Genomic DNA, 26,035 nt, shown 5'->3' with positions numbered 1-26,035 from the left:
ATTGTGGAAGATTCCCTACTGCTGCCTCCCGTAGGAGTTTGGGCCGTGTCTCAGTCCCAATGTGGCCGATTACCCTCTCAGGTCGGCTACGTATCATTGTCTTGGTGGGCCTTTACCTCACCAACTAACTAATACGCCGCGGGTCCATCCAGAAGTGATAGCCGAAACCACCTTTCAAACAAAAACCATGCGGTTTTTGTTGTTATACGGTATTAGCACCTGTTTCCAAGTGTTATCCCCTGCTTCTGGGCAAGTTACCCACGTGTTACTCACCAGTTCGCCACTCGCTTCAATGTTGAAATCAGTGCAAGCACGTCAATCAACGGAAGCTCGTTCGACTTGCATGTATTAGGCATGCCGCCAGCGTTCGTCCTGAGCCAGGATCAAACTCTCATCTTATAGATGATGTGCTTGAATAGCTCATCGATTGTTGTTACATTTTTAAAAGCGAATTGACTTCGCAAATATTGTTTGGGTTTGAATAAATTCAAACCGCCCTACACATATTTGGTTTGTCGAAACAATGTTCAGTTTTCAAAGGTCTACCTAAGCGATTACCGAAGCAATCAACTTAATCATCATATCATGATGTCAAAACCGTGTCAACATCTTTTTTCAACTTCTTGAATATTTATTCAACATCTTGGAAGCCTCGGAAGACGCTCAGAACGCGTCTTGACAACATAAATCATTCTATCAGTTGCGGTTTAACTCGTCAAGCATTAATTTCAAATTTGTATGACTATTCAATAATTTGTTATTTATGCATTGGCCGTCTCAAACAGCAACAGGTAATATCTTATCAATCATCCACCCATTGGTCAAGTCTTTTTTTAAAAAATAAAAGCACCCCCATTACGAGGATGCTTTTTCCTGATTCAAATTGCGTAGGGCTTCCGCTTTCCACCCATCTAAACGGTCCGCAATGGGCTTAAACCCAATATTGATGCGATGATTCGTCCAGTAATGGCGGTGCTGATGTTCGTCCGGCTCCGGACCAAAGTCCACGTGCTCCAAGCACCGTAGCGACAAACTAATCTTACCGGTAAACTCATCGATATCGAGTACGACCACGTTGACCTCTTGATTGACCTTCAAGTAATCGTGGATATCCTTGACGTAGCCGCAGTGACATTCCGAGATATGAATCAGGCCCTGACGGTGACCACCAAGACTGACAAAGGCCCCATACGGCTGAATCCCCGTAATCCGACCTGTAACTTTTTGACCAATTCTAAATGCCATCGTCACACCTCCCTCTGTGTACCGCGCGTGAACTACTCGCTGACCGTCACTTTATCCATCGTCACCGGTGTTGTTGGTTGGTCACTGGCATCCGTCTTCACGGCAGCAATGGCATCGACCACATCCATCCCCGTCATCACTTGACCAAAGACCGTGTGTCGGAAGTCCAGCCAAGGGGTCCCCCCGCCTTTGTAAGCCTGCACGATCTCTTCGGGGAAACCGGCGTCTTTCATCTGACTCTGCATCTGTTCGGTCATATCCTTGTCTTGAACGATAAAGAACTGACTCCCATTTGTATTTGGACCGGCGTTGGCCATGGATAAAGCCCCCCGTAAGTTGTACAACTCTGGTGAGAACTCATCTTCAAATGGCTGGCCCCAGATACTTTCGCCACCCATCCCGGTGCCGGTTGGGTCGCCACCCTGAATCATAAAATTAGGAATAACCCGGTGGAACGTCATCCCATCGTAGTAGCCTGCCTTAGCGTGCGTTACAAAGTTTTCAACTGTCTTTGGTGCTTGTTCGGGGAAGAGTTGCAGCTGAATGGTCCCCATGGACGTTTCAATCGTTACTTGTGGACCCCTGGCGTTAGCCAAATCAATTTGTGGAAACTTTGTCATAATTATCCTCCATATCTTTTCAAAACATTATCTAATTGTCTATTATCACCGCCAACGAGAAAAAATGCAACTGATGTCACTGGTGCTATACTAGACGTACCTCATGATTATGAAGAAAGGATGTTTTTTACCATTATGATTAAACCAACTACTGCTTACGGTCAACGAACGATTGATCTCCTTCACGAACGTGGGGTCGAACTAACCGACATTGCCGATCTGGTCGTTTATTTACAAAAAGCCTTCATTAAGGATTTAACCCCAGAGATGGCCCTGCATAGCGTACAAACCGTTCTCAACAAACGCGAGGTCCAAAACGCCGTGATTACCGGGATTCAACTGGACATCGCTGCCGAACACCACGCGCTCATGGAACCTTTGCAAACCATCGTCGAACGTGACGAAGGCCTTTACGGTGTCGATGAAACCATGGCGCTGTCCATCGTGGACCTCTATGGATCGATTGGCTTCACCAACTACGGCTACATCGATCGCACCAAGCCCGGGATTCTCGCCAAATTAAACGCCCACGAACCCGGCATCATCCACACCTTCCTCGACGATCTGGTCGGTGCGATTGCCGCTGCGGGTGCCGCGCGACTGGCTCACGACGATGCCGACGAGCAAGATACGCCGTTCAAATAATTATCACAATTTCATTAAGCTTCGCCGGACCTGCTGACATTGAGATGGAAAACTTCTACAATGTGGGTATCATCAAATAACTACTAAGGAGCACCTAAATGGCCTATTTAATTGATTTTGTTCTCCACATCGACGATCACCTGGTCAATATCGTCAATACGTTCGGTGGGTCCACCTACCTGATCTTATTTGCCATCGTCTTTGTGGAAACTGGCGCCGTGATTCTGCCCTTCTTACCAGGGGATTCACTGCTTTTCGCCGCGGCTGCCCTGGCCGCCAATCCAGCTTACGGCCTAAACATTTGGCTGTTTGTCGCCATCTTTCTGGTGGCCGCAATCGCTGGTGATTCGCTTAACTTCTACTTGGGTGGTCGTGCTGGTGCGGCGCTATCTAATCATTCTTGGTTCGGTAAGCTCATCAATAAGGATAAACTCGCCCAGTCCGAGCAGTTCTTCAGAAAGCACGGGCCACTGGCAATCTTCCTGGGCCGCTTCATGCCCATCATTCGGACGTTCGTGCCTTTCACCGCGGCCGGTTCCCAGTTTCCCTATCGCCGTTTCCTCAAGTACAATGTGAGTGCGGCACTGACCTGGGTCTTCATCTGCTGTGGCGGAGGTTACTTCTTCGGTAATATTCCGTTCGTCAAGGCCCACTTCTCGGCCGTCGTTCTGGGAATTATCGTAATTTCTCTGATTCCCGCCATCGTCGGTTGGTTACGGGGCCGCCACCCTTCCCACCCAGCACCTCGCCGGGTTCCGGAAGACGATTAAATCGAATTAAAAATGGTACTGACAGCGATGTCGGTACCATTTTTTTGATTATTTTTTGATCAATCTTCCCCCACATGCTTAAACGACCGCCGTCCCAGCCAGTACAGCCAGAGCAGGCCCGCCTCAAACAAGACGAAGGCCATGATGAAGCAGTGGAGAAAGAACGTATCGGGCAGGGCCGTGATAATCGGGTCCAGGTCCGGGTCGAACAACCAGTCATTATTCCGGAAGAGGAGCTTGTGAAAATCAATAAAAAAATCGTTGAAGTCCACGGCCATGATAGCCGCCAACACCACCGGAATAACCGTTGCCACCTGCATCGGACGAATCAAGCGCCACCGTTCCTGCAGTCGCTTTAACCGCCGAAAATACCATCCGGCCGGATAAAGACTCAATAATAGCACCACGTTATTCAACAAGAATAACCGTTTTACGTCGTGGAAATGAATCATTCCCGTAAAGGATGTGGGAAAATCCGTCATCTTCAGATCGGTCACCCAGGGTAATTCCAGGTAGCCCAACATCTGATAGTAATTGTGCATAATCTTATGCGCGGGCATCTGCACCGTCCGACTAATATTCAGCCAATGGATATCCAGTCGATAGAGCCACACCGCATTGATCGTCAAAAAAATACTCAGCGTTAACAGCAGTAAAATCAAGGCCGTTAAGCCGACACCGCGTTGCCACCTAGTCAATTGGCCCCACCTCGATATCCCAATGGGCGAGGTCGGGTACCGTATAGGTTGGCTGAATTGCCTGTTGAGCCACCTGCTCGGGCGTGGATACCCCGGTATAGGTCAGCAGTGTATCCACCCCGGCGTGAATGCCGGCCAGAATATCCGTCTGGTAGTTGTCGCCCACCATCAGGGCCTGGTCGGGCGCAATCCCCATCAAAGCCAGAGAGTTCTGCAAAATAATCGGTTCCGGCTTCCCCACAAAGATCGGTTCGGTCTGAGTCGCATACCGCACCAGATCAACCAACGCCCCGGCACCGGGCATGAGGCCGCGCGCCTTAGGAATGTTGGAATCCGAATTGGTCCCAATAAAGGTTGACCCGCTCCGAATGGCTAGAATGGCCTTGGCGAATTTTTCATACGTCACGTCGCTATCCAGACCCACGACCACGTACTCCGGATGATTTTCATCCACCGTAAAGCCCTTGGCCGTCAACGCCTGCTTCAATCCAATTTCACCCACCACGTAGACCGTCCGCTTACCGGTCGCCCCGGCACGCTTGTCCAGGAAGTCCGCCGTGGCCAGTCCGGCCGTATAGACATTGTCCGGCATCACGTGGATATCGTGGTTGTCCGCTAAGTTAGCGACCACGTCCACGGGCAGCTTGGTCGTATTGTTGGTAACAAATTTAAAGGGTACGTGGGCCGCCTGCAACCGTTCCACAAAGGCCCGCGCCTTCGGATACCGCTTGCTGCCGGCATACACCGTCCCGTCCAAGTCGATGAGGTAGGCTTGATAATTTTTCATGGCAACTTCTCCCTAATTCTCTTTTTTCTGCCGAATGGTAAAGTGACGGCGACCCTGACCACCCGTGGCGATGGTCACCGTCTTGGCCGCATCCTGTTTGGGTTGCACCGCCGTGCGTCGTTCCTCGGTGTACGGATGAGTCGTGTTCCGCCGGCGAGAATGCCGGGAGCGCCGCCGATGATTGCCATTGCCGGTCGAGGCCTTAGCGCCGGCTGGCGTCGGCTGCTCGGCCGTCTGTTTCTTCGGTTGATTCTGTGATTTATTTTGCGTCTTAGCCGTTGAATTCTGCTGCGATGAACGATTGCCATTCCGCCGTCGGGAACGACTCCGCCGCGGCTTCGGTGCCGCCTTAACGTCTAGATTGTGCAGAATGAAGTAGGCACAGCCAAAGTTGCAGGATTCATAGAGGTAGTCCTGCACCGCGTCGATCTGGTTTTGCTTCGCTCCGGCACGGTCTTCGGCATAGAATCCCTTTAGCCGCAACTGCTCAAAGCCCCAGTCACCCACAATATAGTCAAATTTGCTCAAAATGGTGCTGAAACGGCGAGAAAATTCGGTAAAATCAAACCCATCCCGAACGTTGGCCACCACTTCATAGGGGTGGCCGTTGATGGTCAGGTGAGTTTCATCCACCCGGACGACCTCCGCCGCCGGTTCCCGGCTTTCTCGTTGTTCAGCAACCAGTGCTTCTAAATCTTTGCGATCCACCGTCATCATCCTTTCTCGTCTTTCTCTAGCGGATAGTGCTTGCTGAGATACTGCGCGAACACTTCCCGCAAGAGATCTTGGTATAAAATGTGGTTCTGACCCACAATCGAAATTGTCGGGAAAAATGGAATAAATAGGTAATGGTCCAGCACCGCAATCCGGTACTGTCGGGTCGGCGATAGCGGCTCACCCCGCCAGGTCACCTGATGGGTCTGCGCATCGTAAGCAATCCCCAGGTAGTTGATTTCCCCAAAGATTTTGCCCCGAAAGCCCATCCCCTTCTGATGGAAATGCCGCAAGAACAGCCGGGCCAACTCGAACTCCTGAATCAGCCGCCACAGGTCATAGCCACTCAGGGTGACCGTCATGACGTGCATGTTGTGTGGCAAAATCTGATGGAGCTGATTCTGATTGACCACGCCGCGGGGCAGATCCTCCAGAAATAGCCCGGCGTTTAAGATGGCCGCCTGCGTGCCGGCGTACTCCGCAATCGCGTGCAAACCCTCGCGGACCAGCCGCGGCTGTCCGGTCAGGTCGGCTTCCATGGCGACCGGCAGATCGGCCACCCGCTGTTCGGAGAGGATGTCCGTTCCCAGCTCCCGCAAGCCTTGAATTTCGGCGGCATCCGCCGGATCTTCCGGCAACGTAGCCGTCTCCACGACACTCGCCGTGGCCGCCTTGACCTGATGGGCGGCGTCCACCGACAGCTCAATCTTGCCCACGTACCGGCCAAATTTACCGGCCGCGGCCAACAAGCTGTGATGGTCCTGCTCACCATTCACGAATAAATGGTGAGTATGGCTCCCAATGATCACGTTGACCCGCGGATAGCGCTTGGCAATCTGCCGGTCGACGTCAACCCCCAAATGAGACAACAGGACGCAGACGTCGAAGTCCGCCGCATAGGTCGCCAGGAGTTGGGTCAGCGCCTGCTCCACCCCGATTGGCAACCATCCCGCCAACGGATACGTCAACTGGTAAGGCGCCGTCAGTCCCAACACCAGAACCCGAGTGCCCGCCTTGGTTGTCAACAGACGATGGTCGACCGCCCATTTTGGCTGCTCGTGCGTGTCCGCGGTCAGTAGATTGCCCAATACCACCGGAAAATTCGCGTAATCGTAAAGGTGGTCCAGCTGGGCACGCATGTAGCTTAGACCCTCGTTATTGCCAATCGTCACCGCATCGTAGCCAATCTGATTCATCAACGCCACGTTCTTCTGGCCGTTCGTGGCCTCGGTCACGGGATGGACCCGATCCATGTTGTCCCCCAGGTCAAAGGTATACACGGTATGCCCTGCCGCCTGAGCGCTGGCCTTAGCGGCGGCCAAATACCGCCGAATCCGTGGCCAATTCTCGAAGTGAGAATGCAGGTCGTTGGTATGCAGGATGGTAATCTGTTCCATGTTCTCTTTCGCTCCTCTTAATACTGTGTTTAATCCTACGGCATCAAGGGGCCGCGGTCAAGCGCAATACCCATTCGACCGGTCAATCAGCCCCTATTGTTTGTCTTTAAATTCCTGGGCCTTGCCGGTCACCATTTCTTCAATCTCACTGGTGGAAAATGGCGTTCCAAACGGGACCTGTTCCTTGAGATAACGGGTCTCCGGGGTGTCCACTCCCACGTTGATGTTCTCCTTGACCGGCACGGCGTAGTGGTGAATGTGGCCGTGTAAGTTGATGATCTGCTTCACGATTCCCAGCATCATGGGATAGTGGGTCATGTAGTACTGGCGATGATCGTATTTAATCAGCGCCCCGACATCGTGGAAGGCGTATTTCTCCTGGCCGTGATCCACCGGATTGTGGGCCGCAAGATACTTGAAGAGTGCCCGGCTATCGTGATTGCCCTTGATTAACTCCAGGTGCCCGTTCAATTGCGACAGCACGTTCGCCACGGCCTCATCGGATTTGATGGCTGGCCGCGTGAAGTACAGGGCAATATCGCCCAAGTGATAGACCGTATCCGTGGGCGCCACCCGGGCATTCCAGTTATCAATGATGGTTTGATTCATTTCCTCCACGTTAGCGAACGGTCGCGGGGCAAAGTCGTTCATCCCCAAGAGGTCTTTATGGAAGAAATGCGTGTCCGACGTAAAATATTGCATAGCGTTACTCCTTCATTTAAATAATATCCAGCCGTTCCTTATGAGTTGGCCGCGGGAATTGCTGGTCCAAGGTCGCCAATTCGGCTGCGGATAACTTCAAGTCCCCCGCCGCCAGGTTCTGTTCCATGTGGGCCACCGAACTCGTCTGTGGGATGGCCAGTACCTGAGGTTGGCGAATGACCCAGGCCAACAGCACTTGATAGACGGTCGCCTGATGAGCCAGCGCAATGTCTTTGACCGTGGCGTTGGTCGTCAACTGCTGGCCCCAGGAATCCCCCTGCGCTATCGGCGAATAAGCGATTAGCGGCAGCTGATGGTCACGTTGCCACGGCAAGACGGCATAGTCCAGCCCCCGACTGCCCAAGTGATAGAGGTCTTCGTTGGCCGCTGCCTGATCACCACCGGGCAATCGCCAGAGTTCCTCGAGGTCGGCGATATCGAAGTTCGAAACGCCCCACGCCCGAATCTTTCCGGTTTGTTGAAGCCGCTGGAGCTCGGCCACCGTTTCGGCCAACGGCACACTGCCGCGCCAGTGATAGAGGTAGAGGTCCAGGTAATCCGTCCGTAACCGCTGCAGGCTGGCATCCAGGCTTGCTTCCATGCGTTGACGGGACGCGTTTTCGGGGAGCACCTTTGAAATCAAGAAGAGGTCCTCACGCTGATAAGGCTGTAAGGCCGCCCCCACCAGTGTTTCCGCGCGACCGGAACCGTACATTTCGGCCGTATCAATCACCCGCGCACCGGCGGCAATCCCCGCCTGAATCGCGGCAATCTCCGTCTCGCGTTGGGCGGGCCGATCCCCCATGTGCCACGTTCCAATGCCAATAGCGGGCACCGTGCGCCCGGCAATCTTTACTTGTTGCATCTCAACACCCCATTTTTATTTTTTACTCGCCGGTTAACCGACGAATGCGGTAAAAAACTCACTACTCCCATCGTAGCACTTCACGCCTAATTTCGCTGGCCCGGTTCTCACTAAAAACGTCGCGCCGCTGGGTAAGCGAAAAAGGCCACGACTTTCGCCGCGACCTTCGCTTGAGACGCTTATTTATCGGAATCCATGACACTATCCGCCACCCGGCGATCACGCAGACGCTTACCGATGCTCAGTCCGACCAACCAGACGATGGAGCCAACCAGGGCAATCAGGGTGTCCACTCTGAAGAGTAACACGATAGCCACCATGCCCAGGAAGGCCAGAATGAAGTAGTCACTCAGTGGGAAGAATGGCATCTTAAACGCCCCGTTGCGCCGTTCCAAGACGGTCTGTTGCCGCTTGTACTTGATGTGAGCAACCACGATTGCCGCCCAAATGAAGAGAAAACAGGTTGTGGCGATACTGGAGACAAACGCGAAGACGTGGCCCGGAATAATAAAGTTCAGGAACACGGAGATGGCGATAATCAACGTTGAAAAGCGTAACGCCCGCGTCGGCACCTGCGCCCGTGACAGGGTACTCATGTGCTTGGCAAAGTGACCGTTGCCGCCATACGTCAGTGAGAACAGCATCCGACCGGTGGTAAACAGCGAGCTGTTGCAGGCCGAAGCCGCCGCCGTTAAGACCACGAAGTTGATGACGGCCGCCGCCGACTGAATGCCCACGTTCTTGAAAACTTGAACGAAGGGACTGCTGGTTGGCGAAACGGCTTGCCAAGGGTAGATGCACATCAGCGCCAATAAGGAGCCCAGGTAGAACAGGATGATCCGGATAGGGATTTCGTTAATCGCCTTGGGCAATACCTTCTTGGGATTGGCCGTCTCGGAGGCGGTCATCCCCACCATTTCAATCCCCACGAAGCTAAAGAGCACCATCTGGAAGGATAGGAAGAAGCCCTTGGCACCGTTGGCGAAGAAACCCCCACTGGCCAGATTGGTCACGCTGGCGTGTCCGGCTGGCGTTGGGAAGTGGACGGCCACCATGTAGGCGCCGGCTAGGATCAACGCCACGATGGCGACAATCTTAATAATTGCGAACCAAAATTCCGTTTCACCGAAGGCACTAACTGTGACGGAATTCAATGCGAGTAGAATGGCAAGTAACGTCAAGGCGGTCACCCACGACGGTAAATGTGGGAACCAGAACTGCATGTATTGACCGGCCGCCGTAACCTCCGCCATGGCAATGGTGATCCAGCAGATCCAATAGGTCCAGCCGGCCACAAAACTCATATTTTCACCTAAATAACGCTTAATAAAATCAATGTAAGAGTGCACCTCAAGATCGGAGAGCAGGAGTTCCCCCAGTGCCCGCATCAGTAAGAAACACATGATCCCGGTCACTAAGTAGGCCAAAATGATGGATGGCCCCGCCAAATGAATGGATTGGCCGGCACCCAAGAAGAGTCCCGTCCCGATTGTTCCCCCAAGAGCAATCAGTTGGACGTGGCGACTCTGCAACCCTCGCGAAAATTCCTGGTTGTTATTCGATTGACTTTCTTTCATCTTAATCGCCCCTTTGTTGAAATATATTATACACATCTGAATGGCCGATGCCAGTACCAGCGCTGGTTAGTTTGACTAACTAAACAGCGTTAAAGCCCGGTATGAACGAATATCATTCAACTTAAAACCATTTACATGATAATTATTCACCTCAAGATGAAGAAAACATCCCATCAGAAATGTGATGGGATGTTTGACTCGTTTTATTTACGTAACCGTTCGATGTCCCGAACAATCATTAACTCTTCGTCGGTTGGAATCAGCAACGTCTTAATCTTAGAACCAGCGGCACTCAAGTCACGTTCAACACCACGAATATCGTTCTTTTCGGGGTCAACGGCGATACCGAAGTAGTTCAACTTGTCGGCAACTTCTTGCCGGATCATGATATCATTTTCACCCACGCCGGCCGTGAAGACGATGGCGTCCGCGCCACCCAATTCAGCCAGGTAAGACCCAACGTAACGGACAATCCGGTTGATGAACATGTCCCGTGCCAACTTAGCACGGTGATTCTTGTCCTGAACGGCTTCCAGTTCACGCATATCCGCAGAAACACCGGACACACCGACCAAACCGGACTTCTTGTTTAAGATATTAATCATGTCACTTGGCTTTTCGATGTGTAATTTCTCCATCAAGTAAGCCACCAGGGAAGCATCGATATCCCCGGAACGAGTTGCCATTTCGATACCGGCCAGCGGCGTGAAGCCCATGGACGTATCGTAAGACTTACCGTTCTTGATTGCAGTGATCGACCCACCGGCACCAATGTGAAGCGTGATTAACTTCAGGTCTTCCAAAGGCTTGCCTAACATTGCGGCAGCCCGGTGTGCCACGTAACGGTGACTCGTCCCGTGGGCCCCGTACTTACGAGCCCCGTACTTTTCGTAGTATTCGTAAGGGATCGCGTACATGTAGTTGACTTCTGGCATGGTCGTGTGGAAGGACGTATCGAAGACTGCCACGCTCAAGACGTTAGGCAAGATCTTCTTGAAGGCTTCGATTCCCATGGCAGCGGCCGGGTTGTGTAGGGGTGCGTATTCGGCCAAGTCCTTAATCTTCTGTAAAACATCGTCATCAATTACGGCGGAGTCCTTGAACTCTTCACCACCGGCAACGACCCGGTGTCCGATCCCGGTGATTTCGTTGAAGTCCGTGATAATCTTCAATTCGGTCAATTGGTCCAACATTAATTGGATGGCTTCCTTGTGATCGTTCACATCTTCATGCGTCTTGTACTTTTCGCCATCGCCATACTTGATTTCAACTAAAGAATTGCCCAGACCAATCCGGTCAATGGCCCCTTCAGCGATGACTTGTTCTTCTGGCATTTGGAATAACTTGAACTTTAACGTAGAACTTCCGGCGTTAATTGCTAATGATTTTCCCATTTGGTAATTTCTCCTTTTATGAGCGGTCCGTCAGCAGGTTTTGTTCTTCCCATTGGACGATCTCCGCAACAAACTTTTGAAATGCTGATTGTTCTTTAAATGATGGGAACTCACCCAACATTACTTGTTCAACCTGCTTGGCACCAGCGCCTGGTTTCTGAAGAATCAGAATGGCCTTCTGGGCGTTAACATTCATGAAGAGCTCACTAGGCAGGTTCAGCAATCCCTGTAGATAGGCATTGCCCGCCAACCATTTCAACAGGCCCTTCGCTTCCTCCGTCTGGAAGAGTTGGGAAGGTACCAGGAAGACACCGACGCCCCCGGGCTTTAACTGGTTAAGCGCTTGCTCTAACAATAAATGATGCACGAATGAATGGCCCTCGGCCGCATGAGTCTGATAATTCGCGGCGTTCGCGTCAATTGGATAATAACCAATCGGCAGGTCCGCCACGATCAGATCGCTAGCTGGGACCAACAGTTGTTCCAACGCATCCTGATGAATCAGTTCAATCGGTATCCGTTGGAGATCACTAGAGGTCTGGGCGATGGCCAACATCGTATCATCGTTGTCCACCCCGTACGCCTTGATATCACCAGCGACTACCGCTTTTAACTGCGTCAGGACCGCCGTCAGTAGGTTACCCGTGCCGACCGTTAAATCGGTGACGGTTAACTCGGACTTGCCCTTCTCCAGCCGGGTCACCAGATAGCCCATGATATAGGCAATCGTATCCGGCGTCAGTTGGTGATTCGCCTGAATTTCATCCACCCGAATCGCTTTGAGCATGGCTAATTGAATCGCCCGGCGAACCGTTTCGGCATCGTCACTTTGCCAGTCGACTTGCGCGTACAGCTTGGTTAATTTCGCCGCCGTTTGCTCGTCCGGCTGACCATCTTCCACCTGAACTTGACCATTAAGCAGGTTATCTCCCGTCTCAATGAACGCATCCAGATAAGATGTGCTTAGCGCTGCTTGCAAGGTCGTGGCCGATTCGTCCAGGACCTTGAAGAGCGCTTCAGTCTGTTCTTGTGACAGTACGCTTCGCCTCCTTGTGAAATTTACATGACTCAACGTTTCCGTTATCTATACTACCGATTTTTCCGGTGTTATTCAAGCAATCTTTGCGGCGAATCTCCGGGTTTTACCGTTCTAGGTAGTCTATTCGACGGTTGTCGGGGGGAATCAAGGGACCGTTCTATTTGTGAAGTCGAACGATTGTACGCTTTAATCAGTTCAAGGGTCGACTGTTGTCTGGCTGCTTGGCCGGCCAGAACTAATAATAGGATAAGACTCACGCTGGCCAAGAAGAACAGCGCCCACAGCGTCAAGAAGCCGTTCCGCGAAGATCGAGAATGGTGGTTTGCCACGATAATTGCTCCTGTTTAAGACGTAATTGGACCAGGCCGGGATACTGGGTCGCCCGCCACTGGACGGCCGTCACATGCCGCAACAGCGGGTAATACCCCTGATGGTCGGCGTTAGTCAGCCGCAAGACGTGCTTGGCGTCGACCCAGACGGCCACGGGCTTATTGTGCTGGTGCGTGTCGATGAGATTGAGCTGTTGGCGATCAATGCTGATGGCGCGGTATCGTCCGGGCTGTTCAAGGACCCTGACCGCTTGATACCAGGCGATGGGATCGTGCTTGAGCGGACGTAAAATTTGCCGATCGACCCCACTAGCCAGTACAAATATGCCCGTGGCGATGATCAAGGCCATCAACGCTTCAATTAGCGTAAACCCCTGGCGCTTAACCATTAGTCGCCGCCCAGGTTAACAGGGCTCGGTCATGGCGGGCACGCACCTGCCGAAGCTTTGCCGTCCGAATCTGCTCCTGACGTTGCGTGACGACTAACGCCTGTTGCGCCATGACGAGGGTCAGTGCGACAATCCCTAACGCTAGAAGGGCATCAGGGAGAAGCCAGCCGTGCCGCCGGCTGACGACGAATTTTGGTTGCTTCCACATAGATTAAGGCGCCTCCCAACTGAAAAGTCTGATACCACCAAACGCGGTGGGTGGTGCTGTACCACTCCATGGTAAAGGCCGCCGAATTTCCCAGCGGCGAGATGCTCCAACCGGTCTTGCCATCCACCCATTTGAGTCCGGGCGGTGGCGTCAACCGACGAAAGACGCGGCGGGGCCGACCCGAAGCCAAGGTGACCTCCCCCGTCTGCCGGTCCACAAAGATACCGACCGTCTCGTGGCGGGCCAAGGCGACTTGGCGCCCCGCCGTCCACAACTGTTGCCAAGCGGGCCAAAAGGCTTGTTCGGCCGCCGCACGCCGCTGAGCCACCGCTTGAAAACCAACCAGCGTGGCCAATCCCGCCACAATCAGGAGCACCACCAACGTTTCGTAGAGGGTAAACCCGTGCCGGGGACTAACTGGTCGGCCGTTCATCATGGATTTTAATGCCCTCCTGCTTGGCCTGTTTCACCTGCTGGGCGGTCAAATACCGTCCCTCCTCCAACGCCGCGTACGTCACGTGTTCTACGGACTGATGGTCCTCCAGGTAGGCCGTCACCTGCCCCTGCACCACCGTCTCCATCGCGTGCTGGTGAATGCCACTGGCCCGGTGCCGTTGCCCGTTAAGGTTGGGTAAGATGATCAGCACCAGCAAGGAAATGATGAAGAGCACGATGGTCATTTCAACTAAGGTAAAACCGCGCCGTTTACTCATTGATAGACTCCTTGTAGGTTGGCATACATCGGCAGCAGGAGGCTGAGATACGCGCCGACAATCAGCAGGGCCACGACCGTCAGTAAGATGGGCTGCACCAACGCTAAGGCCTGTTCGGTTAGGCGCACCAATTCGCGGTACCGGAGCTGACTATAGGCCACCAGCTCACGGGCCAACTGGTCGCGTGTCTGGCCCTTTTGCAACAAAATAACGAGTTGGCTGGGAATGAATGGTTGCCGTCGCAGCCATCCGACCGGTAACTCACCGGCCTGAAGTTGCTGGGCCAGCGTATCGGCCAACTGGTGGAGGAGCGCACGGTCCGGTAATTGTTGGAGCACCGTCAGCATTTGCTTAACGCTCAAGCCACTCGCCAGCAATTGACCGAGATTCGCGCTCAGGTAGTACGCATAATAGGCACGAAAGATACGCCCCACCACCGGCCAACGCAGGTACCAGCCGGCTAATTTCAGATGGGTCTGCTGTCGCCACCAACGCCAGATCCCATAACCGCTCAGTAGGCCACCGCAGCCGAAGCCGACTTCTAAATAAAGTTGACGCCACCGTCCCACCGGCACCGGCTGGGCGACAATTTCCTGCTGTAACTGCGGGAGCACGCCAAATTTTAACGTGACTAGCAAGCCCACCATTCCCACCAAAAGGCCCAGGGGGTACATGAGGAGCTGCACGAGGCGTTTGCGCTGGCTGGCCATTAGGCCTAATAGGGTCGCGCTTCGCTGCAAGGCTGCCGCCAGATTGCCGTGGGTGGTCGTCACCTGCAATTGAAAATAAACGTTGGCCTGCAAATAAGGTTCTAAACATGGGACAAAGGCCTGACCACGCAACAGCTGGTCCTCGATGGCCGCCACACTCCGCGGCAATCCGCTTCCGGCCAGCTGACTGAAACGTAACGCCTGCCGGAGAGAAAAGCCACTCGCTAATTGGTCGGCCAAAAGCTGACAAAATTGCTGTTGCGTGGCCCACGACCACCTACCCCGCTCGGAATTGCCGAGCCGTTTCCAATGAAATAACTTGCTGCTGCCTGGCTTGTTCAAGGGTGTTGCGCCACCTTTCTGTGGTTGTCCGTGTGGTCTGCCATAGTGCCTGATCCGTCAAGATATCCAGTAAAACCGCCGGCGTCCGCGCAACCCGGGGAATCAAGCGCTGATAACAGCTGGCCGTGAGCACTTGGCGGAGATGAGCTAACGACACGCCCAACTCTGCCAGTCGCGAGACGCTCCCACTGGCCGTCTGTGCGTGAACCGTACTCAAGACCAGGTGCCCACTGAGAGCGGCCCGAACGGCGGCCTGGGCCGTCAATTGATCGCGAATTTCCCCAATGATGAAGACGTCCGGGCGGTGACGCAGGCCGACCTTGAGCAGGGCTTCATAGCTCATCCCCGCCGCGGCATTCACCTGCAGTTGGATGAAGCTGTCCGTCTTAATCTCGACCGGGTCTTCAATCGTCAAAACGGTGGCGGTCGCGGCTAGCCGACTGGCAATCGTATACATCGTGGTCGTCTTGCCCGAACCGGTGGGCCCCGCAAATAAGAGCAGGCCCCGTTTGGCGGCGAGCCGATCGAGCTGGGCCGGTTGCGTTTGGTCCAAGTAGGCCATCTGACCGGTGTGGTAGGGATAAATCACGCGGATCACCAGCGATTCTCTACCGGCGTAGTCGCCCACCGTAGAGAATCGGAGTTCCAGGGGCGGCTCACCCGGCCAGGTCAAGGCACCAACCTGTGGCCGTCGATTCTCGCTCACCGCCATGTTGGCCTGAAACTTAAGATACGTAATCACCTGCGCTCCCAGCTCGGCCGTAATGCGCCGCCAAACAGAGACGGCTCCCAACTGACGTAATCGAATCTGATAGCCCGTCTTCTCTGGCAAAATATAGATATCACTGATCCGTTGCTGAACGGCCGCCATCAGCAGTTCACTAACAAAATCCTTAATCATACGCGTCATCTCCTGCCCTTTTCACTTAACTCCGGAAAAGAGACGCCTTTATTTTTTTATTTGTCAAATTTTTTCAGCCTATATAAAAACTCGCCACCAGACAACGCCTGGTAGCGAGTTCATCGACTCATCTTATGGGGTTAAAAACGCTTATTCAACGCTTTCAGGTAAGACGGCTGCTTCGTAAATATCGGAAACATCGTCGTTGTTTTCCAGTTCGTCAATCAAACCTTGGTACTGGGAAGCCTTGGCTTCTGGTACTTCAGTTGTATTTTGAGGGAACATCCGAACTTCAGCGGTGTCCAACTTGTAGCCCTTATCTTGTAAAGCGTCACGTACGGCGATTTCACTCGAAGGATCCGTGTAGATCTTGAATTCTTCATCCGTGGTTTCCATGTCGTCCGCCCCGGCATCTAAAGCATCCATCAACATCGTATCTTCATCCGTATCCAAACCATCACGCAGGATTACAATGTAACCCTTCCGGTCGAACATGTATGAAACGGAACCCGCTGCACCAAGTGAGCCGCCATGGTGCGTGAAGGCAGAACGAATAGCCGCAGCCGTCCGGTTCTTGTTATCCGTCAAAGCAGCAACCATGATCGCTGTCCCTGCTGGACCGTAACCTTCGTAGGTAATTTCTTCGAACTTAGCGCCACCAACACCAGAGGCCTTGTCTAAAGCCCGCTTAATGTTTTCCTTAGGCATGTTAGCTGCCCGCGCCTTGTCCATTTCCAAACGAAGTTGAGGGTTACCGTCGGGATCAGGACCACCTGCTTTTGCAGCTTGGTACAAATCACGTGAGATTTTTTGGAAGATTTTTCCACGCTTTGCATCCTGAGCATTTTTCCGGCCCTGGATGTTATGCCATTTAGAATGTCCTGACATCGTAACTCCTCTTTTCTAAAATTTTATAGATATATCCGTATAAAACAGACACTATACATGTTAGCACTTACTCCCCATTCAATCAATTACTAAGCGTTTAAAAACCACTTATTCAATCAAAATGTATAAATATTTTCACCTTTCCCTTTAAATCGGGGATGTAAGCGAATTTTAATTGAATAATTTATGTATAAAAACAAATTTATCAAAACAAAACTTGTATAAATACACGAGACCAGCTATACTCGGAGTTATCATCACAGATAGAGGAGCAAGCCATTATGAAAAATAAATTAATTATGGCCATCGCATTAGTGATGGCGCTGGTTGCTGGTTGGACAGCCACCACGACAATCGCTCAAGCCGCCGACAATTCGCTGGCAAAGGTCCAAAAGAAGGGGACGCTGGTCATGGGGACCTCGCCCGACTACCCGCCCTATGAATTTCAAGCAACCGTTCACGGCAAGAGTCAAGTTGTCGGGATGGACGTTGCCGTCGGGAAGAAGATCGCCAAGGATATGGGCGTCAAGCTCGTGGTTAAGTCCATGTCCTTTGACTCTCTACTAGTCGCCCTGCAAACGGGTAAGGTCGACATGGTCATCTCCGGGATGAACCCGACGCCCGCTCGGCGGAAGAACGTAGACTTCACCCATACCTACTATCAAGGTGGGTACAGCATCGTCATCAACAAGAGTGACAAAGGGATTTATAAAGACAAGGACTCCTTCGTGGGCAAAACCATTGGGGCCCAAACCGGTTCCACCATGTACAACGAATCCAAGAAGCAGACCAGCGGCACGACCGTCAAGGGGATGACCTCCGTTTCCGACTTAATCCTCGGTCTGCAAAGCCACAAGCTCCAAGGGGTCGCCATGGAAAAGCCATCGGCCCAAGCCTACGTGGCCAACAATAAGGAATTAGCCATGATTCCCAGTCACTTTGATCTGAGCGCCTCCGATACCAGTGCTTCCGTGGCCTTCGCCAAGGGGTCCACTTCCCTGGTCGCCGCCGCCAACAAGTCCGTCGATCAGATTAGAAAGCAAAACCTGGTCAACAAGGATTACCTGCCCGCTGCTGGGAAATACTTAAAGACCAACACCGTCAACACCAGCATGTTCCACTACTGGAAGGCCTTCTTGAAGGGGATTGAATACACCTTAATCATCACGGTATGTTCCGTCTTCTTCGGGTTCATCCTCGGGGTCTTACTTTCTCTGGCACGGATGGCCCACGGTGGCGTCTTCGCCACGGCCTTACGGTGGTTAGCCACGGCCTACGTCGAATTTATCCGGGGCACGCCAATGATGGTTCAAGTCATGTTTGTCTACTTTGGCTTAGGACTCATCGTCAACCTGCCCGCGCTAACGTCCGGGATTATTGCCATTTCCTTGAACTCCGGGGCCTACATCGCCGAATACATCCGGGGCGGGATTAACTCCGTGGACAAGGGTCAGACCGAAGCCGCACGGAGCCTAGGGATGACCAGTGGCTACACCATGCGTTACGTCGTCTTGCCACAAGCCCTAAAGAACATTTGGCCATCATTGGGGAACGAATTCATTACCTTGATCAAGGATAGTTCCATCGTTTCCATCATTGGGGTCTCCGAACTGATCTTCCAAAGCAACATTGTCCGGTCCGACACTTACAGAGGGGTCGCCCCTATCGCGGTCATCATGGTGTTATACTTCATCATGACCTTCACCGCCTCACGGATCTTAAACCACTTCGAAAGGAAGATGCAACATGACTAAACCGATTATTGAGGTTAAAAATCTAGCCAAGAACTTTGGCGACAATCAAGTCTTAAAGAATATTTCAGAGCAGGTCAATCCGGGTCAAGTCATCGTGGTCATCGGACCTTCTGGTGGTGGGAAAAGTACCTTCTTGCGGTGCTTGAACCTATTGGAAACGCCAACGAGCGGTGAAGTTGACTTCGACGGCCAAGACTTAACCACGCTGGACACCAAGAAGGTCAACACCTTGCGGGAACAGATGGGGATGGTTTTCCAAAACTTCAACCTCTTCCCGAACATGACGGTGCTGGAAAACATCAAGTTAGCGCCAATGAAGGTCAAGGGTGTCAGTGAGGCCGATGCCACGAAACGGGCCCACGAACTGCTCCAACAAGTCAACTTGGACGACCACGCCGATGCCTTCCCAACTAGCCTTTCCGGCGGGCAGGCCCAACGGGTGGCGATTGCCCGGGCCCTGGCGATGGATCCCAAGGTCATGCTCTTCGATGAACCCACTTCGGCGTTAGACCCCGAAATGGTCGGCGAAGTGCTCAACGTTATGCAGGAACTGGCGCAACAAGGCATGACCATGGTCGTGGTCACCCACGAAATGGGCTTTGCCAAGTCCGTGGCCGACCGTGTCTGGTTCATGGCCGATGGCTACATTCAGGAAAACAACACGCCTGAAGAATTCTTTGGCAATCCCCAAACCGAACGGGCTCAAGACTTCTTATCCAAGATTCTGATGTAGTTTCAATTTAAATAGTCGATTGCCTTGGCGGGCCGCTCAGTTTTGAGCGGCCCGCTTTTTTAGCCCCCTACTCTTACCAATGTTTTTTTCGCGGTTTTTGTTGCAAAATACCGGTTGATTTAACCCAATCTTTAGCTTTGACCGAGATTGTTTGGCATGAACTGGCCGCCTTGTCATTCGTGGAATCTCATCAACAGCCATCAGCCAACCCGCCGCAAGCCTTAAATCTAGCCGATTCATCACTCAAACTGACCGCACCACGAACCCACGACAAATAGAGGCCCGGATCATCATCCGAGCCCCTATTTGTCGCGCATTTACATTTTAAAGCTCTCAACAGTCCATCGAAGGGCCTTAGTCTTGCCGACGCTTCCGGAATCCGAGGAGACCCAAGCCCCCCAGAATCAGGCCCAGAATGGACCACCCAGATGTGGAAGCCTCATTGGTCTGTGGTAACGTGGTTGCCTGCCGAGCCGCCTGATGGCCAGCTGGTGTGGCTTTAGACGTTGTGACCGTCTGCGCCGCATGCCCATTGTGCTGAGTCCCTAACGCCACGGCCGTCCGCAGCGTACCGGATTGGCCCTGGATATGGGCGCCAGACCCACTCGACACGAGATTTTGGGGTACCCGCGTTGCCGTCGTGATGGTCACATCGATCCCCGGTTGAACCTTGGCACCAGTCCCCCCATCACTAATGACCTCGTGATGGATATTGTCGGGATCTTTCGGCGTTGACGGGTCGGTTGGCTTGACCGGATCAGTCGGATCGGTGGGGTCTGTTGGATCGGTGGGGTCTACAGGGTCCACGGGGTCGGTGCCACCGGAATTCCCCCCATCGCCGTTACCACCGCCAGTGGTCTTCGCCACCACGGTCAACGTGACGGTTACCGGCTGGGCGTTGCCGTAGCTCAGCGTCACTTGATACTTACCCGGTTGCGTCAAATCGACGTTACCGAGGTCCACCGTAATCTGGTCGCTGGCTACAGGTTGTCCGTTGCTATCCGTAGCAGTCGCCTTAAAGTCGGCCGCGGTCGGGGCGGCATCGCCCACCGTCATTGTGTAATCGCTCCCCGTCAAGGTCTCGGCGGCCGCGGTAATCGTCAAGCTTCCCAGGTTAGTCTGAGTCACTTCATAGTTGGCGTTCAACTGATCCGAGTCCAGGAGGTAGCGGTAGGTGCCCACCTCATTGCCCGGATCACGGGTCACCGTCAAACCAGAATCCGTAATCGGATTGCCGTTGCCATCCACGACGGTGAGAATCGTGGCCGGTTCCTTGGTCCCGGCGACCATCGTCTGACTTCCCACCGTCACCGTCAGCGGTAACTTCGTAATCGTCAAGGCACCAATCGACGTGCTACCCAGCGTGTAATTACTAGTCAAACCAGACACCTGATAAGCGTACGTTCCAACGTTATCGCCGGCAGCCCGCGTTACCGTCAGGCCCGAATCAGTCACCACATTGCCGTTGGCATCGGTCACCGTGAGTGTCGGCGTCGGTTCCTGACCGCCGTAAACCATGGTCTGGTTGCCAACGGTCACATTGAGTACGGCCGGTGCAATCGTCAGGGTGGCTATCGACTTGGAACCCGACCAGTCGTAATTGGCCAGTGCCGGCGTTTCTTGATTTAGCCGTTCCCAAGCCGCGGGATTGACCACGACGTCATAGGTTCCGGCATTGACAAAGTCCGCCGCATTATCCGCATTCAACAAGACCTGGTTACCATCGGCGTCCGTGTAGGCCAGCGTCAGGTCCCCGTCCTTTAGCGTGTAAGGCAATTCATTCGTCAAGCTGACCGAGAAATCCCCCATGTCTAGCGTTGGCGTTTGACCATTGTAGGTGACGGTCTGATTCCCCGTGATGGTGTAATTGGCCGTTCGTTTGGCCACCGTGACCTGGGCCACGGCGGAATTATTCCCCGATTTGTAAGTGACCTGGTACGTCCCGGCCTTGCTGGTCAGGGCATCCAAGTCCACACTATTTCCCTGGCTATCGACGGCCGTAACGGTAATGTCGCTCAGGGCCAGGTCGGAGCCATCCGAGTTCACAGCACTCAGAAAGTTATCGGCCGGCGTCCACGTGTCTCCGTAGAAGATGGTGGAATTAAAGACCTTAATGTCCGGATTGTTCAAGACGACTTGGTACTGCCCGGTATAGGTCGTCGAAGCGGTCGGTACCGACCAATTGAAGGTAAATTGGTCCAGCCCCGCGGGAATGTTAAACGTCCCATCGCTAGCCAACGTCACCCCACCGGTCAATCCACTGATATTTTCCGGAGTCAGGGTAACGCCGCCCAAGTCCACGGTGAACAGGTCGGCCAGCGTCAGGTTGGATTGATTGACAAAGGCGTATGCGTTCTGGTTCAGGGCCAAGTTCGTTGTCCCACTGCCCGCCGTCAGTTGGCTAATCCGGTTATAGCTAAAGACGTTATCGCCAATCTGCGTGACGGTCGTCGGCACACTGACCGTGGTCAACTGATTGCCGTAAAATGCCATATCGCCCAGAGTGGTCAGGGTTGCTGGCAGAATCACCGAACCGGTCAACATATTGTAGGTAAAGGCGCTGGCCCCAATGCTCTGCAGCTGTTCATTGAGCGTCACACCCGTGAGATTATCCCCCGCAAAGGCAAGATCGCCAATCGTGGTGAGGTTAGCCGGTAGCACGAGATTGCCGGTTAAGCCCGAATACTCAAACGCTCCTTTATCAATGGTGGTGAGGCTCGTGGCTCCCGTCAGATCGATACTCTTCAAGGCTTGATCATAGGTAAAGGCGTTCTTGCCGATGCTGACCAAATTAGCTGGGAAGGTAATCGTCGGTAGGCTCGTGGCCGACAGGAAGGCTTGATCGCCGATGCTCGTGAGATTGGCCGGCAACGTGACGCTGGTCAGCCCCGTATCGTAGATGAAGGCACTGTTGCCAATCGTCAGCGGTTGCGTCCCATCAGCGAAGGTCACGCTAGTCAGGCCATGAATCGTGCTAAAGGCGAAGTCCCCCAACGTGGTCAGACTGGCTGGTAAAGTCAGCGTCGTGATGCCGTTGTCATTTTCAAACGCGTGGGCGCCAATCGTCGTCAAGTTTCCGTCCGCCGCAAAGGTCAATTCCGTCAGCGCGCTGTTGGCGGCAAAGGCACTGTCGCCAATGGACACCAGGCTCGCCGGCAAGTTCACGCTGGTCAAGCCGTCATACGTAAAGGCATTGTCGCCAATCGTCTGTAACTGGCTCCCCGCCGCAAAGGTCAAGTTCGCCAGCTGACTGTCTTGCAAGAAGGCTTCATTGCCAATCGTCGTCACGCTAGCGGGGATGGTCACGCTGGTCAGGTTGGCGTTAGAAGCGAACGCTTGATTGCCAATGGTGACCAAGCTCGTCGGTAACGTCAGCGAGCTGGCTTGCGACCCGAAGAAGGCCAGGTCGCCAATCGTGGTCAGACTCGTGCTGTTTCCCAGGTCAATACTCGTGAGCGGATCATACTCGAAGGCCATATCGCCGATGGTCTGGAGATTTTGAGAGAAGGTCACGTTCGTCAGTGGATTGCTGGCGAAGGCCTGTGACCCAATCGTCGTGACGCTATCCGGTAAGACCAGCGTGGTCAAGCTATCGTCCACGAAGGCCTGACTTCCAATGGTCGTCAGCGTCCGGTTTTGGCTCAGATCAATCGTGCTTAAATTTTTCAGATACGAGAAGGCGTTGTCGGCGATGGACGTAATCCCATTTTCAATGATTAACGTTTTTAAATTCTGAGTGTTGGGATAATTCGAACTGAAGCCCTGGCCAATCGCCGTCACATTCAACACATTGCCAGCACTATCCGTGATGGTCGATGGAATCACCAGGGTGTCCCCGACGTCTTGCGTGGCCCCGGTGATGGTGACCGACCCATCCGCGTTCACGTCATACGTTAAAATACTGCTGTCAGAGATGGGCGTCACGGCAGCCGACAACATCTTAGCACTCATGAGCCCCGCGGGATTGGTCAAATCAGCCGGCGCGGTCTCGCTGTTGCTCGTCTCCTCGTTAGCCGATTCCTGGATAGCCGTTTCGACGTCGGTAGCCGGTGCGGACACTTCTGGCGCGGCGTTACCTGCCCCAGAACCGACACCAGCTGTGCCAGCCGACCCCGTGTCGCCCGAAATGGCACCGCTATCATTTCCCGCAATTTCCGCTCCGGACGCTGGCTTCTCGGTCGCCGTGCCCGTGCCGGCCGCATCACCTGTGGCATCACCGGCCGTCTCACCGGCCGTGGTATTGTCTGGACTAGGCGTGGTATCGGCGGTCGAATCGTCACCCGTCGTAGTCGTGGTGTCACTATCGGTCCCCTGAGATGACGTATCCTGCTGACTGCCAGTCAAGGTTCCTGTGGCGGTATCCGCCTGATTCCCCGTCGATGAGTCGCCCGTTCCGGTGGTCCCATTCCCCGCCGAACCCGTCGTTGTGGTCTCGGTGGTCTGACTACCCGTAGATGACGTCAAGACTACCGTCGTGCTCGGATTGGCACTGCTCTCACTGTTCTGCACCGGCGTCGAGCCACTCGTCGTATCCGCGTGAACCTCGATATCTTGACTAAAGGCGGTCCCCAAACCAATTGCCGCCACCGTAATCGCGGCAAAAACCCACCGCTTGCCATCCTTGTACATCTTGTAATGTTCTTTAACTTCCATGGTGATTGCTCCTCTCGAAAGCCAGGCTAGCCAACCCGGTCGCCACCTCGCAATTAAGATGACGAACCCTTACTCTCAACATTATTTTAAAGACTCGCTTTATTTGTGCAACTAATTCTTATTTATGCAACCAAGTTTGCCCCTCAACCTTATCAAACGGCTATTTTAAATTTTTATTTTTTATTCACAGGTTAAAATAATTTATCTTATTTTATACCGCTTCCATGGTTCAGGTCAATCAATAATCAAGAAATCGATTAATTATTCTAATGATCCGAGCTGCTAACTAATCCAACAGGCCCTGTCCTAATTTGCTAACCTTATTTGGCATCAATTAAGGCGCCGTGACCAGCACCACGACGTCCCTAATCTTCACGTTCATCTTTAGTGATTGCCGGCAATTCGAAAATTAATGTCACAGTCCGCTTAATTAGTAAGGTTACCTGTCGTCATTCCCGCTTAGGCACCTAATGGTTGAAAGATAGAGATCGACTAAAACGATTGTTATCGTCCAATTCATGGCGTTAAGTTTAGTCGTTTACAACTTCGTAGTGGAAAGCGGTCGCCTTACCGTTCACCAAATAGGGGTTGGATCGCGGTGGGCGGACCGAGCCTGAAAGGCGGTCTCGGCCTCGCTTTGAGCCGATAGTCCACGTCTCAAAGACGCCAGTTCCCTAAGCGGCGTGAACCACCGCTAAAGGAACTCCCACGGCCGAACCCCCATTTGGCTCACTCGCGGCTACGAAAGTGCTAACCAGCAACCAACATCTAACCCGACGTAACGACTAACTCAGCCGTTGCTGATAAACCCATCCTGCCGGAGATCGCCAGGGGTGGAGCCAGCTGTGTCGACGGTGTTAGCTGAGGCATTTTCTCAGCTTACAGCGTGGGGCGACTTGGGAGACTTGCGGGTTTTAGCAAGGCTTCCAAGCGAACCGGAAGCCCGCCTCTCAGGCTGAAGGTGTCCCCCATAGCAGGCGGAACCCCTGGCAGGCGTAGGCCACTGGTTTTACTAATTTTAGTGGATAGAGCACCGTTGTTACGGGAAGAAACGCGTTAATTCTACTTTCAACTTTAGTTAGGCACAAAAAAACGCCCGAGAAATTCATTCTCGAACGCCTGATTTCAACTTATTTTCTAAACGTGCGGTGGCCCAGCATAACCAGCAAGCCCAAGACGATCTCGACGACGCCGGCAAAGATGACAACCTCGATGCCGCTGCGGCCAACCGTGGTCACCAGCCGCGTGACCGTGGCGCTGGCCGTGGGAATCAGCGTCGGCAACAAGAAGTAGCCGGCTACGCCCAAGATCCCCGTTAACAGGCCGCCTAATGCCAAACCCGGTCCTAGACTTGCCATCACGTGACGCACGCTAAAGGCGTAGAACACCGTCACAATGGTTAAGAGTCCGGTCGCCACCAGTAGCCAAAAATCTAAGGTCTTGGCCTTTTGAATCTTCAGCGCCGCCTGAGTCATCGCTGGCGTGGCAAAGGTGGCTTTAGCCACCTTCTGCGCTTCCTTAGCGATTGCACTCGTCATTGCCGTGGTCGCGGTAACGCCCACGGTCTGGGCCTGCGTACTAATGGCCGTGGCCAACTCCGTCGAGTCGACCGTCGACGTGGCGGTGTCCCCGTAGAGTTGCGCAATTCCCTGAGCCAGATAAGGCTGAGCAATTCCCGATGTGACGGGACTGCCGCTCACCCCGAGGCTCTCCAATTCATTGTTAAGCTGATTAATCACCTTTTGGCCGACACTCGACCGCGAGACGACGCCGGCCGTGTAGTTGGCGTTAAAGACCGTAATCTTTAGGCCAATCGTGACTGTAAATAGGACCACTAAGACGGCCACCCAACGAGCCAGTGCAGGCCGGCGTTGGTAGGGCTGAGGTATGTTTTGCTCTGGTTCTTGCGGTGCTTCCGGTTCCGCCGAATGATAACGGGCCATTCGCGTATTTTCGCTCACC

24 protein-coding genes and 1 rRNA gene are annotated in these 26,035 nt (G+C 53.4%); 4 read left to right on the top strand and 21 right to left on the bottom strand.

The features are described from left to right. From V8I28_RS08600 to V8I28_RS08590, 3 genes are all read right to left on the bottom strand, one after another. Nucleotides 1-399, bottom strand: a 16S ribosomal RNA gene (locus V8I28_RS08600); the annotation flags it as partial. Nucleotides 400-855: 456 nt separating this feature from the next. Further along, nucleotides 856-1,245 (bottom strand): CvfD/Ygs/GSP13 family RNA-binding post-transcriptional regulator, encoded by a 390-nt coding sequence (locus V8I28_RS08595; RefSeq protein WP_341779702.1) that lies wholly within the window; start codon nt 1,243-1,245, stop codon nt 856-858. A 32-nt stretch (nt 1,246-1,277) separates the two neighbouring features. Then, nucleotides 1,278-1,865, bottom strand: a complete 588-nt coding sequence (locus V8I28_RS08590) for a peptidylprolyl isomerase (RefSeq protein ID WP_341779701.1) — start codon at nt 1,863-1,865, stop codon at nt 1,278-1,280. A 135-nt stretch (nt 1,866-2,000) separates the two neighbouring features. On the opposite strand from V8I28_RS08590, the gene V8I28_RS08585 reads away from it, so the two are divergent. Further along, nucleotides 2,001-2,510, top strand: coding sequence for a phosphatidylglycerophosphatase A family protein (locus V8I28_RS08585; protein ID WP_341779700.1), 510 nt, complete (start codon nt 2,001-2,003; stop codon nt 2,508-2,510). A gap of 98 nt (nt 2,511-2,608) precedes the next feature. Continuing rightward, nucleotides 2,609-3,280 carry a VTT domain-containing protein gene (locus tag V8I28_RS08580; RefSeq protein WP_341779699.1) on the top strand — a complete coding sequence of 224 codons (672 nt, stop codon included), beginning with the start codon at nt 2,609-2,611 and terminating at the stop codon, nt 3,278-3,280. 59 nt (nt 3,281-3,339) lie between these two features. Here the strand turns inward: V8I28_RS08580 and V8I28_RS08575 are convergent, their stop codons facing one another. From V8I28_RS08575 to V8I28_RS08500, 16 genes are all read right to left on the bottom strand, one after another. Continuing rightward, nucleotides 3,340-3,978, bottom strand: a complete 639-nt coding sequence (locus V8I28_RS08575) for a TIGR01906 family membrane protein (protein ID WP_341779698.1) — start codon at nt 3,976-3,978, stop codon at nt 3,340-3,342. Beyond that, nucleotides 3,971-4,765: a TIGR01457 family HAD-type hydrolase gene (locus V8I28_RS08570; protein WP_341779697.1), complete on the bottom strand. Its 795-nt coding sequence runs from the start codon at nt 4,763-4,765 to the stop codon at nt 3,971-3,973. Before V8I28_RS08570 ends, V8I28_RS08575 begins: the two co-directional genes overlap by 8 nt. Nucleotides 4,766-4,777: 12 nt before the next feature. Beyond that, nucleotides 4,778-5,479: a YutD family protein gene (locus V8I28_RS08565; RefSeq protein WP_341779696.1), complete on the bottom strand. Its 702-nt coding sequence runs from the start codon at nt 5,477-5,479 to the stop codon at nt 4,778-4,780. Then, on the bottom strand, nt 5,479-6,876 hold the full coding sequence (locus V8I28_RS08560; RefSeq protein ID WP_341779695.1) for a bifunctional metallophosphatase/5'-nucleotidase: 1,398 nt from the start codon (nt 6,874-6,876) through the stop codon (nt 5,479-5,481). The genes V8I28_RS08565 and V8I28_RS08560 overlap by 1 nt, the downstream gene beginning before the upstream one ends. A 93-nt stretch (nt 6,877-6,969) precedes the next feature. Then, nucleotides 6,970-7,578, bottom strand: coding sequence for a metallophosphatase (locus V8I28_RS08555; RefSeq protein ID WP_341779694.1), 609 nt, complete (start codon nt 7,576-7,578; stop codon nt 6,970-6,972). Nucleotides 7,579-7,594: 16 nt separating this feature from the next. Continuing rightward, the gene (locus V8I28_RS08550) at nt 7,595-8,443 is read right to left on the bottom strand and encodes an aldo/keto reductase (RefSeq protein ID WP_341779693.1); all 849 of its coding nucleotides are present in this window, start codon (nt 8,441-8,443) and stop codon (nt 7,595-7,597) included. A 179-nt stretch (nt 8,444-8,622) separates the two neighbouring features. Further along, the gene (locus V8I28_RS08545) at nt 8,623-10,020 is read right to left on the bottom strand and encodes an amino acid permease (RefSeq protein ID WP_341779692.1); all 1,398 of its coding nucleotides are present in this window, start codon (nt 10,018-10,020) and stop codon (nt 8,623-8,625) included. A 203-nt stretch (nt 10,021-10,223) separates the two neighbouring features. After that, a complete protein-coding gene (locus tag V8I28_RS08540; RefSeq protein WP_341779691.1) occupies nt 10,224-11,414 on the bottom strand; it encodes an acetate/propionate family kinase in 1,191 nt (396 codons plus the stop codon). A 16-nt stretch (nt 11,415-11,430) separates the two neighbouring features. Then, nucleotides 11,431-12,450 carry a class I SAM-dependent methyltransferase gene (locus V8I28_RS08535; RefSeq protein ID WP_341779710.1) on the bottom strand — a complete coding sequence of 340 codons (1,020 nt, stop codon included), beginning with the start codon at nt 12,448-12,450 and terminating at the stop codon, nt 11,431-11,433. Nucleotides 12,451-12,739: 289 nt separating this feature from the next. After that, entirely contained in the window at nt 12,740-13,171 is a 432-nt protein-coding gene (locus tag V8I28_RS08530; RefSeq protein WP_341779690.1) for a prepilin-type N-terminal cleavage/methylation domain-containing protein, read from the bottom strand. Next, entirely contained in the window at nt 13,164-13,379 is a 216-nt protein-coding gene (locus tag V8I28_RS08525; RefSeq protein ID WP_341779689.1) for a hypothetical protein, read from the bottom strand. The genes V8I28_RS08530 and V8I28_RS08525 overlap by 8 nt, the downstream gene beginning before the upstream one ends. After that, on the bottom strand, nt 13,324-13,815 hold the full coding sequence (locus V8I28_RS08520) for a type II secretion system protein (RefSeq protein ID WP_341779688.1): 492 nt from the start codon (nt 13,813-13,815) through the stop codon (nt 13,324-13,326). Before V8I28_RS08520 ends, V8I28_RS08525 begins: the two co-directional genes overlap by 56 nt. After that, nucleotides 13,793-14,092, bottom strand: coding sequence for a prepilin-type N-terminal cleavage/methylation domain-containing protein (locus V8I28_RS08515; protein WP_341779687.1), 300 nt, complete (start codon nt 14,090-14,092; stop codon nt 13,793-13,795). The genes V8I28_RS08520 and V8I28_RS08515 overlap by 23 nt, the downstream gene beginning before the upstream one ends. Beyond that, nucleotides 14,089-15,042: a type II secretion system F family protein gene (locus tag V8I28_RS08510; protein ID WP_341779686.1), complete on the bottom strand. Its 954-nt coding sequence runs from the start codon at nt 15,040-15,042 to the stop codon at nt 14,089-14,091. The genes V8I28_RS08515 and V8I28_RS08510 overlap by 4 nt, the downstream gene beginning before the upstream one ends. A gap of 37 nt (nt 15,043-15,079) precedes the next feature. After that, nucleotides 15,080-16,045, bottom strand: coding sequence for a competence type IV pilus ATPase ComGA (gene comGA / locus V8I28_RS08505; protein ID WP_341779685.1), 966 nt, complete (start codon nt 16,043-16,045; stop codon nt 15,080-15,082). 150 nt (nt 16,046-16,195) lie between these two features. Next, a complete protein-coding gene (locus V8I28_RS08500) occupies nt 16,196-16,933 on the bottom strand; it encodes a YebC/PmpR family DNA-binding transcriptional regulator (protein ID WP_341779684.1) in 738 nt (245 codons plus the stop codon). A gap of 299 nt (nt 16,934-17,232) precedes the next feature. Here V8I28_RS08500 and V8I28_RS08495 point away from each other — a divergent pair, with 299 nt between their 5' ends. Next, nucleotides 17,233-18,687: an ABC transporter substrate-binding protein/permease gene (locus tag V8I28_RS08495; RefSeq protein ID WP_445928201.1), complete on the top strand. Its 1,455-nt coding sequence runs from the start codon at nt 17,233-17,235 to the stop codon at nt 18,685-18,687. Beyond that, nucleotides 18,680-19,420: an amino acid ABC transporter ATP-binding protein gene (locus V8I28_RS08490; RefSeq protein ID WP_341779682.1), complete on the top strand. Its 741-nt coding sequence runs from the start codon at nt 18,680-18,682 to the stop codon at nt 19,418-19,420. The genes V8I28_RS08495 and V8I28_RS08490 overlap by 8 nt, the downstream gene beginning before the upstream one ends. A 354-nt stretch (nt 19,421-19,774) precedes the next feature. Here V8I28_RS08490 and V8I28_RS08485 read toward each other — a convergent pair whose 3' ends face one another. Both V8I28_RS08485 and V8I28_RS08480 read right to left on the bottom strand, forming a co-directional pair. Next, nucleotides 19,775-24,073 carry a leucine-rich repeat protein gene (locus V8I28_RS08485; protein WP_341779681.1) on the bottom strand — a complete coding sequence of 1,433 codons (4,299 nt, stop codon included), beginning with the start codon at nt 24,071-24,073 and terminating at the stop codon, nt 19,775-19,777. A gap of 1,130 nt (nt 24,074-25,203) precedes the next feature. Then, nucleotides 25,204-26,034, bottom strand: a complete 831-nt coding sequence (locus tag V8I28_RS08480) for a hypothetical protein (RefSeq protein ID WP_341779680.1) — start codon at nt 26,032-26,034, stop codon at nt 25,204-25,206. Nucleotide 26,035: the final 1 nt, after the last annotated feature.

It is taken from the genome of Levilactobacillus sp. HBUAS70063 (assembly GCF_038374745.1).
Lineage (GTDB): Bacteria > Bacillota > Bacilli > Lactobacillales > Lactobacillaceae > Levilactobacillus.
This window is presented reverse-complemented; position numbering and strand designations above follow the sequence as displayed.